The organism is Silvimonas iriomotensis, from assembly GCF_014645535.1.
GTDB lineage: Bacteria > Pseudomonadota > Gammaproteobacteria > Burkholderiales > Chitinibacteraceae > Silvimonas > Silvimonas iriomotensis.
In genome coordinates this window covers 546,026-559,979 of sequence record NZ_BMLX01000003.1, presented here as the reverse complement: position 1 = coordinate 559,979, position 13,954 = coordinate 546,026, and the positions used below count along the sequence as shown (strand labels likewise).

General features: G+C 60.4%; 15 protein-coding genes. 5 read left to right on the top strand and 10 right to left on the bottom strand.

The window, feature by feature from the left end:
* The first annotated feature begins 72 nt into the window (after positions 1–72).
* Positions 73–2,862: a valine--tRNA ligase gene (locus IEX57_RS14005; RefSeq protein ID WP_188704965.1), complete on the top strand. Its 2,790-nt coding sequence runs from the start codon at positions 73–75 to the stop codon at positions 2,860–2,862.
* A 93-nt stretch (positions 2,863–2,955) separates the two neighbouring features.
* On the opposite strand, the gene IEX57_RS14000 is transcribed toward IEX57_RS14005, so the two are convergent.
* From IEX57_RS14000 to IEX57_RS13975, 6 genes are all read right to left on the bottom strand, one after another.
* A complete protein-coding gene (locus IEX57_RS14000) occupies positions 2,956–3,369 on the bottom strand; it encodes a hypothetical protein (RefSeq protein WP_188704964.1) in 414 nt (137 codons plus the stop codon).
* Between the two features lie 237 nt (positions 3,370–3,606).
* The gene (locus tag IEX57_RS13995; protein WP_188704963.1) at positions 3,607–4,170 is read right to left on the bottom strand and encodes a hypothetical protein; all 564 of its coding nucleotides are present in this window, start codon (positions 4,168–4,170) and stop codon (positions 3,607–3,609) included.
* A gap of 144 nt (positions 4,171–4,314) precedes the next feature.
* Positions 4,315–4,716 (bottom strand): hypothetical protein, encoded by a 402-nt coding sequence (locus IEX57_RS13990; RefSeq protein ID WP_188704962.1) that lies wholly within the window; start codon positions 4,714–4,716, stop codon positions 4,315–4,317.
* Between the two features lie 133 nt (positions 4,717–4,849).
* Complete coding sequence (locus tag IEX57_RS13985) at positions 4,850–5,272, bottom strand: hypothetical protein (RefSeq protein ID WP_188704961.1); 423 nt, start codon at positions 5,270–5,272, stop codon at positions 4,850–4,852.
* Positions 5,273–5,409: 137 nt separating this feature from the next.
* Positions 5,410–5,802, bottom strand: a complete 393-nt coding sequence (locus tag IEX57_RS13980) for a rhodanese-like domain-containing protein (protein WP_188704960.1) — start codon at positions 5,800–5,802, stop codon at positions 5,410–5,412.
* A gap of 12 nt (positions 5,803–5,814) precedes the next feature.
* Positions 5,815–6,063 (bottom strand): hypothetical protein, encoded by a 249-nt coding sequence (locus IEX57_RS13975; protein ID WP_188704959.1) that lies wholly within the window; start codon positions 6,061–6,063, stop codon positions 5,815–5,817.
* 112 nt (positions 6,064–6,175) lie between these two features.
* On the opposite strand from IEX57_RS13975, the gene gcvA reads away from it, so the two are divergent.
* Positions 6,176–7,072: a transcriptional regulator GcvA gene (gcvA, locus tag IEX57_RS13970; RefSeq protein ID WP_188704958.1), complete on the top strand. Its 897-nt coding sequence runs from the start codon at positions 6,176–6,178 to the stop codon at positions 7,070–7,072.
* A gap of 9 nt (positions 7,073–7,081) precedes the next feature.
* Here gcvA and IEX57_RS13965 read toward each other — a convergent pair whose 3' ends face one another.
* Positions 7,082–8,269, bottom strand: a complete 1,188-nt coding sequence (locus tag IEX57_RS13965; protein ID WP_188704957.1) for an AI-2E family transporter — start codon at positions 8,267–8,269, stop codon at positions 7,082–7,084.
* 404 nt (positions 8,270–8,673) lie between these two features.
* On the opposite strand from IEX57_RS13965, the gene IEX57_RS13960 reads away from it, so the two are divergent.
* The 3 genes from IEX57_RS13960 to IEX57_RS13950 all read left to right on the top strand — a co-directional run bounded on the left by IEX57_RS13960 (position 8,674) and on the right by IEX57_RS13950 (position 11,327).
* The gene (locus tag IEX57_RS13960; RefSeq protein WP_188704956.1) at positions 8,674–9,342 is read left to right on the top strand and encodes an outer membrane lipoprotein; all 669 of its coding nucleotides are present in this window, start codon (positions 8,674–8,676) and stop codon (positions 9,340–9,342) included.
* 163 nt (positions 9,343–9,505) lie between these two features.
* The gene (locus tag IEX57_RS13955; protein ID WP_505965935.1) at positions 9,506–10,309 is read left to right on the top strand and encodes a hypothetical protein; all 804 of its coding nucleotides are present in this window, start codon (positions 9,506–9,508) and stop codon (positions 10,307–10,309) included.
* Entirely contained in the window at positions 10,302–11,327 is a 1,026-nt protein-coding gene (locus tag IEX57_RS13950) for a glycosyltransferase family protein (protein WP_188704954.1), read from the top strand. Before IEX57_RS13955 ends, IEX57_RS13950 begins: the two co-directional genes overlap by 8 nt.
* Here the strand turns inward: IEX57_RS13950 and IEX57_RS13945 are convergent.
* From IEX57_RS13945 to IEX57_RS13935, 3 genes are all read right to left on the bottom strand, one after another.
* Positions 11,321–11,617: a hypothetical protein gene (locus IEX57_RS13945; protein ID WP_184100710.1), complete on the bottom strand. Its 297-nt coding sequence runs from the start codon at positions 11,615–11,617 to the stop codon at positions 11,321–11,323. The two genes, IEX57_RS13950 and IEX57_RS13945, sit on opposite strands and share 7 nt — an antisense overlap.
* A 198-nt stretch (positions 11,618–11,815) precedes the next feature.
* Complete coding sequence (locus tag IEX57_RS13940) at positions 11,816–13,432, bottom strand: cyclic-di-GMP receptor FimW-related protein (protein ID WP_188704953.1); 1,617 nt, start codon at positions 13,430–13,432, stop codon at positions 11,816–11,818.
* A complete protein-coding gene (locus IEX57_RS13935) occupies positions 13,429–13,845 on the bottom strand; it encodes an HIT family protein (protein ID WP_188704952.1) in 417 nt (138 codons plus the stop codon). The genes IEX57_RS13940 and IEX57_RS13935 overlap by 4 nt, the downstream gene beginning before the upstream one ends.
* Between the last annotated feature and the right edge of the window lie 109 nt (positions 13,846–13,954).

Here is a 13,954-nt window from a genome sequence, read left to right as displayed (position 1 = left end):
CGCTTCAAGCCGTATCCCTGCCAAAACAAGTATAATTCCCGGTTTTGCATCGCAACCCTGGTTCCTTCCCCCATGAGCACTGCACTCGAACAACTGGCCAAGAGCTTTGAGCCGGCCGCCATTGAGGCCAGCTGGTACCCGCGCTGGGAATCCGCCAACTATTTTTCACCGAGCATGGACGTGAACGCGCAATCGTTCTGTATCCAGCTGCCGCCACCCAATGTGACGGGCACGCTGCATATGGGCCACGCGTTCAACCAGACCATCATGGATGGCCTGACCCGCTATCACCGCATGAAGGGTGAAAACACCCTGTGGCTGCCTGGCACCGACCACGCCGGCATCGCGACGCAGATTGTGGTGGAGCGTCAGCTCGATGCGCAAGGCATCTCGCGCCACGATATGGGCCGTCCGGCGTTTATCGAGAAAGTGTGGGAATGGAAGCAGCAATCGGGCGACACCATTACCGGCCAGATGCGCCGCATGGGCGCCTCGGTAGACTGGAGCCGCGAGTACTTCACCATGGACGACAAGATGTCCTCGGTGGTGACCGAAGTGTTCGTGCGCCTGTTTGAAGAAGGTTTGATCTACCGCGGCAAGCGCCTGGTGAACTGGGACCCGGTGCTGGGCACCGCCGTATCGAACCTGGAAGTCATCTCTGAAGAAGAAGATGGCAACCTGTGGCATATCCGCTATCCGCTGATTGAGGCCGACAGTAAAACCGGTCTGACGCATCTGTCCGTCGCCACCACCCGCCCGGAAACCATGCTGGGCGACGTGGCCGTCATGGTTCACCCGGAAGACGAGCGTTACCAGCATCTGATTGGCAAGATGGTCAAGCTGCCGCTGTGCGACCGTGAACTGCCGATCATTGCCGATGATTACGTCGACAAGGAATTCGGCACCGGCGTGGTCAAAGTGACCCCGGCGCATGACTTCAACGACTACGCCGTCGGCCAGCGCCATAACCTGCCGCAGATTTCCATCCTCACCCTGGATGCGAAAATCAACGATGCCGCACCGGCTGCCTATCAAGGCATGGAACGCTTTGCCGCCCGCAAGCAGATCGTGGCCGATCTGGATGCGCAAGGCTTCCTGGTTGAAGTGAAGAAACACAAGCTGATGGTGCCGCGCGGCGATCGTACCGGTACGGTCATCGAGCCCATGCTGACCGACCAGTGGTTTGTCGCCATGAGCAAGCCGGACGCCGGCGGCAAGAGCATCACGCAAAAGGCGCTGGATGTGGTCGACAACGGCGAAGTGCAGTTTGTGCCGGGCGACTGGGTCAACACCTATCAGGCATGGCTGAAGAACATTGAAGACTGGTGTATCAGCCGCCAGCTGTGGTGGGGCCATCAGATTCCGGCCTGGTACGATGCCGACGGCAAGGTTTACGTCGCCCGCACCGAAGCCGAAGCGCTGGCCAAATCCGGCGGCAAGCCGCTGACGCGCGACAACGACGTACTCGATACCTGGTTCAGTTCCGGCCTCGTGCCGTTCTCGTCCCTGGGCTGGCCGAACGAAACCGCCGAACTGAAGGCATTCATGCCCTCGTCCGTGCTGGTCACCGGCTACGACATCATCTTCTTCTGGGTTGCCCGGATGATCATGTTCAGCACTCACCTGACCGGCAAAGTGCCGTTCAAGCAGGTGTATGTGCATGGCCTGGTGCGCGACGGCGAAGGCAAGAAGATGTCCAAGTCCGAAGGCAACGTGCTCGATCCCGTGGACTTGATCGACGGCATTGCACTGGAACCGTTGCTGGAAAAACGCACCACCGGCCTGCGTCGTCCGGAAAAAGCCCCGCAAGTGGCAGCCAAGACCGAGAAAGAATTCCCCAACGGGATTCCGGCCTACGGTGTGGACGCGCTGCGCTTTACCTTTGCCAGCCTGGCCAGCCTGGGCCGCTCCATCAACTTTGACCAGAAGCGTTGCGAGGGTTATCGCAACTTCTGCAACAAGCTGTGGAACGCCACCCGCTTTGTGCTGATGAATGTCGAAGGCAAGGATTGCGGCCTGGAAGACAACGCCGAACTGGACTTTGGCTTTGCCGACCGCTGGATTATCAGCAAGCTGCAGGAAGCCGAGAAAAACGTCACGCTGGCCCTGGACACCCTGCGGTTTGACCTGGCCGCACAAGCGATCTACGAGTTTGTCTGGAACGAATACTGCGACTGGTACATTGAACTGGCCAAGGTATCGGTACAGCACGGCAACGAGGCCCAGCAACGCGCCACCCGCCGTACCCTGATCCGCGTGCTGGAAGTGATCCTGCGTCTGGCTCACCCGATCATGCCGTTCATTACCGAAGAACTGTGGCAAACCGTCGCCCCGCTGGCTGGCCGCAAGAGCACCGAATCGATCATGATCGCTGCCTGGCCAGTCGCTGACGAAAGCAAGATCGACGCAGCCGCGACTGCCGAAGTGGAAGAACTCAAGGCCCTGGCCTTTGCCGCGCGTAACCTGCGTGGCGAAATGGGTCTGTCTCCGGCCCAGAAAGCGCCGCTGTTCCTGGAAGGCGACGCCAGTCTGGCCAAGTTCAGCCCGTATCTGGTGCCGCTGTGCAAGCTGACCGAGGTCAACGTCGTCGCCAGCCTGCCAGAAGATGACGCACCGGTGGCCGTGGCCGGCACCACGCGCCTGATGCTCAAGGTCGAGATCGACAAGGCGGCGGAAACCGCACGCCTGCAAAAAGAGATCGCCAAAACGGCAGAAGGCGTAGAGCGCGTGAAGTCCAAGCTGGAAAAACCGGGCTATGTCGATAAGGCCCCGGCGCATCTGGTGGAGAAAGACCGCGCGCAGATCGCCGAGCTGGAAGGCAAGCTGGCGCAACTGACCGCGCAACTGGCCAAGCTGGCCTGACCGGTCACTGCAGCCATAAAAAAAGCCCGCTGGCGAAATCCAGCGGGCTTTTTTGTTTGATGCGACTCAGATCAAGTCCAGATCAAGTCCAGATCAGTTGAGCGGAATGCTGGCCGAGATATCCAGCCACGCGCCCGGCTGGGCAACCGGTACGGCCACGTTGGCCGCCACGACCGGTACACGGGCCTGATAAGCGCGGCCCTGATACCAGACCCACTGGCCCGGCTGATAAACATAGCCCGGACGCCAGTCCACAAAGTGGTGATGACGCGCTTCAGACCAGCGATCCCAGCGGGCGCGATCATGCCAGCGCGGATCATCATGGTAACGCGGCGGGGGCGGCGGGCCGCGGTGATCATCTTTGTACCATCCTTCATGGCGACCATGATCGTGATGGTCATCGTGCCAATGGTCGTCGTCGTGATCATGCGCCAGCGCGGCGCTGACGCTGCTGACCATGACAAGGGCAAGCAGGGTTTGCATCAAGGTACGTGTGCGGGGCTTCATGGTGTATCTCCTTTGTCGATCTTGTAACTGAAGCGATGCGGCCATCGTGCCCGGCTTTGCGACTGTGTTCTGTAAGCAAGTTAACAATTTGTACCGATCGTTACGAGACACGGCAGCAGTGTCACCAATAGACGAATGCAATTTCCATATAAGTCAGGGTTGAGCTAACCGGCGCGCTACCACCCACAATAAAAACGGCAGCACAAGGCTGCCGTTTGCGGATGCGGACTATGCCGCTTAACGAACCGGGAAATTAAGCGTGATATCAATCCACGCACCTGACGCCGGCGCCAGTCGTGCTTCATCCGGCGTCAATGCCCGGGCGGGCTCCCAGGCGCGGCCGTCATGCCAGACGTACTGGCCCGGCTGGTATTGATTGCCGGCGTGCCAGTCATCGACAGGACGCCCTTGCAGCTGGCTGGCGTGCGACTGCCGCCATTCATCACGCGAGGGCTGATTGTGCGCCGGTCTGGCCGGCGGCGTGGTCCGGTGGCCCTGGTCATGCCGCGGCGGCTTGCCTGATGCATCGTGGTGCTGTTGTGCTGCGGGCGCTGGTTTCTTGCCTTGGGTATGACCGGCTGGCGGCTTGCCACCCTCGTCTTGCGCACGGCTGGACGGCGGCTGGGTGGGGCGCTGCCCCTGATCATGGCCTTGCGGCGACTGACGCGTCTGATCCGGATGATGGTCCGCTTGCTGTTGCGGCGGTGGCGGCGGGGTGTTGCGGTCGTTGTCTGCCAGGGCTGCGTTGGCGGTGATGAAACCACCTGCGGCGAGCAGGCAAATGAGCAGTTGTCGGGTCATATTGTTCTCCTTGGGGTTGGACAGTGCGGTTAACACCATCGCTTTGTACCCGTCAGGACCCGACAACCGAAGTGACCGGGTGAACACATGGCCTGGTGCTTTTTACTTTGTGTCCACCCTGTATCAAAACCCGCTATCCGTGTATCAATTCAGCGGGAAACTCGCCGTGATATCCACCCACAGGCCCGGCGTCGGCGCCATGCGCACCTCGGTCTCGGTCAACGGGCGGGCCGGCTCCCAGGCGCGGCCGTTGTACCAAACGTACTGGCCTGGCTGATAACGATAGCCGGTGCGCCAGTCGTCAAAATAGCGGCCCTTGAGATGGCTGGCATGCGCACGACGCCAGTCATCACGGGACGCCCAGTGATGCGGGGGTGGGGGCGGCGGGGCGTGATGGGCATGGTCATCATGGTGACCATTGTCTTCGTGATGTTGCGGGTGGTGATCCGGCCCGCCGTGATCATGGTGGTCGTCATCGGCCATGGCAGCCGAACCCATCAGCAGGCTGGCCGCGGCCAGCAGTGGAAGCAGCACTTTACGGGACATGTTGATTCTCCTTTGTAGTTTTCGGTGCGGTGTCATGGACTCGCGCCGTCTCATTATTGCGCCTGTTTAATTACGCGAAGATATGACCGCGCCAACAGGCAAACCGGTGATATTCACGCCTTCGTGGCCACGGTTAGTTCAGCGGAATGCGCGCAGTGATATCCAGCCACAGGCCCGGTGCCTGCAAGGGTGTCAGACCGACTTCCATTGCGCTGAGCGGCCGGCGGGGCTCCCACACACGCCCCTGATACCAGACCCACTGGCCAGGCCGGTAGTAATAGCTGCGATGCCAGTCATCAAAATACCGGCCTTGCAGATGACGGCTATGCGCCCGCCGCCATTGGTCGCGGTTATGCCAGTGCGGTGGCGGACGGTGGGCCTGCGGTGGGGGATGAGCGTGCGCCGGCGGGCGGGCATGGCCCGGCGGTCTGGGCGGCGTGGGTCTGGTGCTGGCGTGAGGCGGCTTGCCTCGCGCTGGTTCGTGAGCCTGGACGGTGGCCACCAGACCACCCATCGCCAATATCAGTGCACCGTTTCTGAGTACGGACTGGAGCATGGAGGCGGGTTCCTGTTTTTATCAACGACTCCAGGATAGGTCCGACTCTTTCTCAAAAGTTCTTGTATCAATTACAAGAATGAAAAAATAACAATCCCGGCCCTGCCCTTCAGCTTCTGGACAGAGCCGGTCTGACGTTAACAGGCGCAGGCAACGTCGCTGGCTGATACGGCGGCCAGCCCTTCCGTGGCGTAACCGTCACGCTTGAACCAGTCCAGCCCGCCAATCAGTTCACGTACCTCAAAACCCAGCCTGGCCATATTGAGCGCGCCCTTAGTCGAGGCATTGCAGCCTATGCCATCACAATAGGTGACATAGAGCGCGTCCCGCGGCAGGTCAGCGGTGGCCACCTCGCTCATCAGGCGATGCGGCAAATTGATGGCGCCAGGAATGTGCTCATGCAAAAAAGCCTCTGCCGTGCGTGCATCAACCACCACCACTTTGCGACCGGTGCTGCGCAGGTGCATCAGATCGGCGGCGTCGATTTCGTACTGCAGTTTTTGGGCGTAATGCGCGATTTGCTGGTCCATGACTTCCCCTCCTCAAGAAACAATCAACAGATTGCGGTCCGGTGTATTGCTGGCCGGTTCGAACACCAGATCAGTCGCGCCAATGGCCTCAATCACCGCCAGGCCATGCGCGCGATAGCAGTCACCCGAAATCAGGATCAGGTCTTTACCCTTTGCATCCGTCAGCCACGCTTTGCCACCCGTGATGCGCACACTACGATCACGTATAGAGAGTAACTGTGCGTTATATAGCCGCAGTGGCAATCCGTTAGCTGAACTCATGACGTTGATCCTTCTTCATGTCTGGTGCAAAGCGCGTTAGCATCTCTACAGGAAGGATTTTTCCGGTTTCACTCGCCCTGAACAATCGATTGTTTTTGCGTGGATAGTTGAATTGGATTCACCATTAAAACCACCGGGCCGCTTGCCCTCACTCTCTGCCTTGCGGGCGTTTGAAGCCGCCGCCCGGCTGGGCAATCTGGCGCGCGCTGCAGACGAGTTGTTTGTGACGCATGGCGCAGTCAGTCATCAGATCAAAACGCTGGAAGCGCAACTGGGTTTCCGGCTGTTTTCCCGCAACGGGCGGGGCGTGGTGCTGACCGCGCCCGGCCAGCGACTGGCGAATATTCTCAACGGTGCGTTCAACGATATTGCCGGGGAAATCGCCGCGATCGTGCAGGAACAGCAACGCCCACGGTTGGTGATTACCTGCTTGCCCTCGTTTGCCGCCAAGTGGCTGACCCCGCGCCTGGGCGAGTTCATCAGCAAGCATCCTGATGTGGAGTTATGGATTCGTTCAACCAAAACGCCGGAAAACCTGGTGGCCGAAGAGATCGACCTGGGCATCCGCGTGGGAGAAGGCAAGTGGCCCGGCGTGCATCTGGAGCACTTGATGGATGATGAATTCGTGGTGGTCGCCAGCCCCAACCTGCCCGGCGGCCTGCCCGCCACCCCGGCCGACTTGCTCAACCGGGTGCTGCTGCGCTCGGACACCGAGCCGTGGGAACGCTGGTTTGCCGCAGCCGGCATTACCGGCGCGCCAGCGCTGGGCAGCATGGTGTTCAATGACTCTGCCCTGCTGGTGCAGGCCGCCGCACAAGGTCAGGGCGTCGGCCTGGCGCGGGCGTCGCTGATCCAGCCGGAACTGGCCGACGGCACGCTGATTCCGCTGTTTGATCTGCGTGTGCGCATGCCTGGGGCTTACTGGATTGTCACGCCGGACGCGCCGCCCTGGCGCCCGGCTGTGCATACCTTTGTCAGCTGGCTCAAGGCCAAGGTCGCTGAGGGCTAACCCGGCGACTCAGGGTTGCTGATGCTCCGCCGGCAGTTTTACTTCAGGCGAGGCATCTTCAATGGCCGCGTTGGCAGCCTGCTCCGCTGGCGGCTCCGGCGGCTGGCCGGCCGGGGCGCCGACCGCATCGGCCGCATCAAAACGCGCCCAGTTATGCAGCAAGGTATAGCTGACGGCCAGCAAGGTCGGGCCGAGGAACACGCCCATCACCCCCCAGGCCATGGCGCCGCCGACCACGCCGATCAGGATCAGCACAAAAGGCAGATTACTTTCCTTGCCGATCAAGAGTGGTTTGACCACGTTGTCGGCCATGCTGACCACGCCCACCATCCACACGGCCAGGAACACCGCCCAGCCCGTGCTGCCTTCGTGATACACCCAGAACGCCACCGGCAGACCCAGCAGGCTCGGGCCGCCCGGCATCAACGACAAAAAGCACGACACCAGACCAAACGCCGCCGCATTGGGCACGCCAGCAATCAGATAACCAAACCAGGCCAGTGCGCCCTGCACCAGCGCGGTTCCGATAAAACCGTACACCACGCCGCGGACTGTGCCGCCGGCAATCATCATCAGTTCCTGGCCGCGCTGGCCGCCAATGCGCCGCAGGATGGTCATCAGCCAGTGAATCAGGTCGTGGCCGCTGATATAAAAGAAAAACGAGAACCCAAGACTCAGGAACAGCAACAGCACGCCGCTGCCCACCGCAGCGCCCATTTTCAGCAAGAAGACGCCCAGCGGTTTGCTCCAGTCCTTGACCCGCGCCATGACCTCCGGGTCTCCGGTCGCGATGCCATGCCAGAAGGTATCGATATGCGGGCCAGCCCAGGGAATGTGGACAATCCAGTCTGGCAAGGTCGGCAAACCGGCCTGGATATGCTCATGCAGCCAGACGGAGATCTCGTCAACGTTGGCTGAGAGCTCAACCCCCGCCATCAGCATGGGCGCGACGATGACGAAGGTGAAGATCACCAGCATGACCATGGCCGGCAGCAGGCGATTGCCGCGACACAGGCGCACCATCAGCATGTAGGGCTGCCAGGTGGCGTAAACCAGAATGCCGGCCCAGATCAGCGCCGCCACAAAGGGCGCGAGGATCTGGTAGGACATCAGCATCAGGCCCACCACCGCGCAAGTGGCGACAGCAGATTCAATCCAGGTGTGACGGTTTTCTTTCTTTTGAGCCGTATCGGTCATGAGACTGGGTGCACCGCAGAAATGGATAGAAGACAAATGAAACAGGACTGGCAGGCTGCATTGTAGGCGCTGGCAGCGCCCTTGGCGCGGGAATCACCACCGCCAGCCATGGCCGGCGCGGTCAGGCACGCCATGCCACCTGGCAAACCCGGGGTTTTCATCTAGTCTGGTGACTTGAACCACACCACTGCCGCTCATCGAACCGCCAGGCGGCACTTTGGCCCATTCTGCCGGTCTTAGCCAAATACCGCTTTGCCAACAAAGAGATACCTGTAACCAGACCCGGTAATAATGGCGTGCCTGTTGTGGACGTCCTCACTATGTACATAGAGTGCGGACGGCTAGAATTCGCACACCTAAAACGAAGGCTTGAAAGCCCCAGGGACATCTCAAGGAGAAACGCAATGTCCGACCAGAAACTTCATCCAATGATCCTGGCTGCCGCAGGGGCAGTCATCCTGGCGTGCGGCGTTGCCGTCGCCCACATGGCCGGCTGGATCGGTGGCAACAAAACCGAAACCGCCGAAATTGCCGCCAGCGTGCCCGCAGTGGTCGCTATCGCGTCCGAGCCTGCATCTGTTCCGGCCCAGGTTGCCGTAGCTACGCCGGTACCGACCCCGGCCCCGACGCCGGTGGCAGAAGCCAAGCCCAAACACAGCAACAGCCAGCGCGCGACGTCCCATAACAAGGGCGAAGAATACTCATCCAACCAGCCCGCACCGCAACCGGCCAAGCAGGTTTGCGCAACATGCGGCCAGGTCACCAGCGTTCAGGCCATCAAGCATGAAGGCGAGTCCTCTGGTGGCGGCGCAGTAGCGGGCGGTGTGGTCGGCGGCCTGCTGGGTAACCAGGTGGGTAACGGCCGTGGCCGTACCCTGGCAACCGTGGTTGGCGCGGTCGGTGGTGCACTGGCCGGCAATACGGTTGAAAAACACGTCCGCAGCGAAACGGACTACGAAGTGCACGTCCAGTTTGATGACGGCAATACCCGTACCTTTACTTACAAAGCCCAACCGGCCTTCGCGGCAGGTCAGCGTGTTCGCGTCTCTGGCGATACCCTGGTGGCAGAATAAGTCTGCCTCTGGCAAGCAAGCAAAAACGGCACCTGCGGGTGCCGTTTTTGCATTTATGGCCGGCCAGTTGTCGCAGACGTGCGCGGTGAGGCGTGTCAGGTATTCATCTGGTAAACCAGCTGTTGTAAGCTCCGTTATCTAGTTTTTGACCAGAAACCGATTTATGCGGAGTACAGGATTCATGCTCAGAAGATTAAAAGCAGCGGGCTTGCATCTACTTATCAGTCTGACCGTCTTTTGCCTGATTCTCGGGCTGCTCATCCATTACTGTTACCCGTGGCCGTATTACGAGATCAACGGCCTGTTCCAGGGCCTGCGGATCACGGCTTCGGTCGATATCGTGCTCGGCCCTTTGATGACCGGTCTCGTTTACGTGCAAGGCAAGAGCAAACGCGCGCTGTACTTTGACTTTGTCGTAATTGCCATTGTCCAGATTGGCGCGCTGATCTATGGCGTGACGACGCTTTACTCCCAGCGCCCGCTCGTCAGCGCGTTTCTGGATCGCGGCTTTCAGACGCTGCGTCTCAGTGACTTGCCCAAAAGCCAGGCTGATTGGGGCAATCTGGTCCAGCTGCGGGAGCAATCGCCCATCCAGCCGCCTCTGCTGGCGGTAAGACCGGGCCAGACCAGCGAAGAAAGCGCCCATATGTTTGGGACGGAAATGGCCAGCAGCGGGTTCCCGCCAGAGTTCACCTCGCGCCTGGAACCGGTTCCGGCGCACTGGTCGCAGATTGTGTCTGCCAGCCTGGCCTTGCCAGCCAAACTGCCTGCTAAAGACCAGGCTGTGGTGGATGCTTTTATTGCGGAACACAAGATCGCGCTGAAAGACCTGGCCCTGTTCCCGCTCAAGGGCGCGTTTGATAGCTGCACCGTTGCCTTTGCCCGCAAAGACGGCCAGTTTGTGGGCTATATGAGCTTGCAACCCGACCGCTACACCGTGTCGCCCTTTGCCAGGAAGCATGGCTGAGCACGCCAGCCTGAGCCAGCAGGCCATTGTTCGCGACGATGGCCTGGTCTGGCTGCCGTACGACCTGCCCTTCCTGGCTGACGCCCCTCGCCGCTTTGCACCGCTCTCGCAGCAGCGGCTCATCCACAATGCGGCGTTGAACGCGTTCAGTCTGGATTACGCAGCATTGCGCCAGTTGCATGTCATCAACGGCGCCGGTGTTGCGCTGGGCGATGCGATTGTCGGCCTTGCGGTGCTGGCGCAGTTGCATCGCCGGTATCCCCAACTGGTCATCACGGTATACCTCTCGCCGCATACACCTGCTCATGTGCAAGAGATTTACGCCCTGGCCGCGCACGTTACGGTCAAATGGTTGCCGTTGCCCGTCGCCGCCATCCAGAACACGGCGGATGCGGTCTGGGTTGATCTGTCTGACTTCATGTTCCGGCCGGCCTTTAACCAGTTGCCCATGCACGATTTCTTCGCGCTCAGCCTGGGCATGGCAGTTGAAGAACTGGACACAGCGACACGGCAGAATGCCTGGCTGCGTGATATCCGCTTGCCGGCCCTGCCGGCGAATCTGGCCGCTGGCTATACGCTGTTATGTCATCAGGCCAGCACTCCGCTACGCAGCATGCCAGAGGCCATACGCCAGCATTGGGTGCACAACTGGCTGGCCGGGCACGCATCACCGCTGGCGGGTTTCGGACCAGACCTGGCGCCAGGCTGGCATGATCTGACGGCGTGGTCACGTACCCTGCCCCACTTCATGGCGGCCATAGCCGGTGCTGTACGCGTGGTCAGCGTGGATAGCGCGGCCGTCCATCTGGCGGCGGGCCTTGGCGTGCCGTGTGAGGCATTGTTCATGGGGATTGATCCGGCCCTGCGTGTGGCGGACTACCCGCTTTGCAGGGCGCTACAACTGGATCATGAGGGTGGGTTGCGCGGCCTGCATCACGCGCGGGACCAGCAAGATGTAGCGCAGGCACAAGCGTGCTGGCGGCGCTGGCTGGACGCCACCGTGCAACGCAATCAGTGATGTCGCGCCAGTTCGCGCGCCCGCTGGATCAGTACATCCATCAAGAGCGCAATACTCTGACGCGTTTCCAGATCATCTACCCTGGCATAGATATCATCGAGTGACTCGTGTACCTCGCAGGCCAGGTGAAACAACAGCACTTTTTCGCGTTCATTGGCGCGCAACAGATACATATTGATTTCATCAACAATGTGATCAGCCAGCTCGCCCGGGTAGATGGCGGCCGAAGTCAGAATCCGGTCGTATAGCCGAATTCCGATCAGCCCCAACGATAACAACTGGGTCGCCATACGTGCCTCCTGTGTCCCGGTTTGTATCACTTTAGACCCTGCCAGCGGCCCTATTGCACCGCCCGTCTGAATCAGAATGGGAATATTCGCGTCAGGAACAAGACAACATGTCGCGCCAGAAAATGTGCGCCAAAACCGCCGGAAAAATGAAAAAGGGCATCGTTGACCGATGCCCTTTTGACTGACTGACCCGGATGCTTACCGGGGCGCAGACACCGCGTACTGGACGCGTTCGAAGTCCACGCCACGCTCCACCACCGATTCCAGGCGGATCTTGCGGGTTGCCTGGCCATCCCACCATTCGACCAGACGGCCCGGGCGGAACCAGCCCACTGGCAACAACAGCGCCGGGTGCGCTTTCAGGCTAGGCGCGGCGGGCAGCCATAGACATTCAGTCCAGCTACGACGACCGGCATTGACCATGTCCACCGGACGCACTGCGGCGGCTTGCGGTGCGCCTGGCATCAGCCGCACCCCCACCACCACGTGTGATTCTTCTTGCTGCAACCAGCGGATGACGCCCACAAAGTAGCGGCCACCCAGATTCACGGCCAGCAATTGCTGCAGGGAAATCCGCGCACCTTCCTGCAATGGCCGCGACAACTGCATACCGTTGGCCGACTCGTTGCGCACTTGCCAGCGTTCGGTCACCACTTCTTGCTGGGCGGCAGCGCCCCCCAGGGCGGACGAGGAGCCAAACAGCTGCATGCGCACCAGATCTTGCTGATCCAGCGAGAGTTGTTCTTCCGGCAGGGTAAAGTTACCCGTGCCACCTGCGGCGTGGTGCTGCTTTTGCAGGCCGAACACCACCTCGATCTCTCGCGTGGAAGCGTGGCGCGGCAGGGAACGGTCAGAAAGTTGCTCACACCAGGTGCGATACAACTCAACCAGCAGGGTTTCAACCACGCTGCCGGCAAACTGCTCGCCCAAACCGAGTTTGTCCGGGCTCTCGCCATTGCGCAGCAGTTTGATCCGGCGGGATAGCGCCTGGGCCAGCTGATAGGTGTCGATCTCCAGCACGTTCGGGCCGTCCGAGCGTGGCTCGGTGCGGCGCGGCGGGCCGGGTTCGTCAAAGTCGATCTGCAAACTGCCGCGACCAGGCAAGGCGCGTGCTTCGCGCTCCAGCGGGGCGCGCGGCGCCAAGGCCGGCAGACGTTCGTCCAGCCATTGAATCTGGCGGGCGGTAAAGTGATACGGGCTGGCACCGGCCAGCAGCAAGGCATGAATGAACACGCTTTGCGGCGTAGCCACACCGGCGGCCTTCAGCAGGCTGTCCTTGGCCGGTTTTTCCGAAATACCGCGCGCTTCAGCCAGGCGGTAATAGGCAAAAATGGTTTTCCACAACTCGCTTGGCACCACCTGGTAGGCCAGCAGGTGCTCGCGCACCATCAGGCACTGGTAGCGCAGGCTACGTTCAGCCAGCAGCGCCAGGTGTTCCTGTACGTCAGACAGGCCTTCCAGCGCGGCGTGCCAGCAGCGGGCATAGGCTTGCGCCATATGCGACCACAGTTGCATGGCAGATTGCCATGCGGCCATTTCATCCTTGCCAAACGGCACGGCGCGGCCCAGATAGCGGTCAGCGAGGGTGTGATGCACCAGGTGCACGGCTTCGCGGAACAGTTCCAGAATCTTCAGCGACTCATACGGCGGGATATTGCTGCCGTTGAGCGCGGTGAGGGCTTCGACCAGTTCAGCTTGCGCGACGGGGGCGTTAATCAGCGGTAACAGTTGCAGCCAGGCCTTGGCCGACCGGGCATCGGTAAACGGCGGTACCGCCGTACCTTGATAAGCGGGTAGCAAATCAGTCTGGTTCATGGCGCAAGCTGTTGAAGACGTTGTTTCAGACGTTCGATCATGTCGGCAGTGACGGGCAATTGTGGGTTGTCGTTTTGCGGCGCAGACCAGATGGAGCCAGGAAAATGCCGATCGTTGCGCCAGCGCGGAATCACGTGCCAATGCACGTGCGGCACCATATTGCCAAGACTGGCAAGGTTGATCTTGTCAGGGTTGAGCGCAGTGCGGATCTCATTTTCCACTGCAAAGACCACTTCCATCAGCCAGTCTCGCTCCTGTGCGGGCAAATCGGTCATCTCTGCGACATGACGATTCAGGATCACTCGGCAAAAGCCTGGATAGTCCGGATCATCGACCCAGATCACCCGACATAACTCATCCTGCCACAGCACCTGTTGATCATGATCATTGCACAGAACACAACCGCCTTCCATCACGATTTCCTTATGTTTGCGCCGGATTATAAACAACCCCCCGCCATAAACAATCGGGGCATGAATACTGTCATGCCCCGAAAGCGATTGTAGCTGACCGGTGGTCGAA

Bases quoted from the DNA above. Each gene is read 5' to 3' on its own strand.
- IEX57_RS14005 (WP_188704965.1), top strand. From the start codon at position 73: ATGAGCACTGCACTCGAACAACTGGCCAAGAGCTTTGAGCCGGCCGCC.
- IEX57_RS14000 (WP_188704964.1), bottom strand. From the start codon at position 3,369: ATGAAGCCCCGCACACGTACCTTGATGCAAACCCTGCTTGCCCTTGTC.
- IEX57_RS13995 (WP_188704963.1), bottom strand. From the start codon at position 4,170: ATGACCCGACAACTGCTCATTTGCCTGCTCGCCGCAGGTGGTTTCATC.
- IEX57_RS13990 (WP_188704962.1), bottom strand. From the start codon at position 4,716: ATGTCCCGTAAAGTGCTGCTTCCACTGCTGGCCGCGGCCAGCCTGCTG.
- IEX57_RS13985 (WP_188704961.1), bottom strand. From the start codon at position 5,272: ATGCTCCAGTCCGTACTCAGAAACGGTGCACTGATATTGGCGATGGGT.
- IEX57_RS13980 (WP_188704960.1), bottom strand. From the start codon at position 5,802: ATGGACCAGCAAATCGCGCATTACGCCCAAAAACTGCAGTACGAAATC.
- IEX57_RS13975 (WP_188704959.1), bottom strand. From the start codon at position 6,063: ATGAGTTCAGCTAACGGATTGCCACTGCGGCTATATAACGCACAGTTA.
- IEX57_RS13965 (WP_188704957.1), bottom strand. From the start codon at position 8,269: ATGACCGATACGGCTCAAAAGAAAGAAAACCGTCACACCTGGATTGAA.
- IEX57_RS13960 (WP_188704956.1), top strand. From the start codon at position 8,674: ATGTCCGACCAGAAACTTCATCCAATGATCCTGGCTGCCGCAGGGGCA.
- IEX57_RS13955 (WP_505965935.1), top strand. From the start codon at position 9,506: ATGCGGAGTACAGGATTCATGCTCAGAAGATTAAAAGCAGCGGGCTTG.
- IEX57_RS13950 (WP_188704954.1), top strand. From the start codon at position 10,302: ATGGCTGAGCACGCCAGCCTGAGCCAGCAGGCCATTGTTCGCGACGAT.
- IEX57_RS13945 (WP_184100710.1), bottom strand. From the start codon at position 11,617: ATGGCGACCCAGTTGTTATCGTTGGGGCTGATCGGAATTCGGCTATAC.
- IEX57_RS13940 (WP_188704953.1), bottom strand. From the start codon at position 13,432: ATGAACCAGACTGATTTGCTACCCGCTTATCAAGGTACGGCGGTACCG.
- IEX57_RS13935 (WP_188704952.1), bottom strand. From the start codon at position 13,845: ATGGAAGGCGGTTGTGTTCTGTGCAATGATCATGATCAACAGGTGCTG.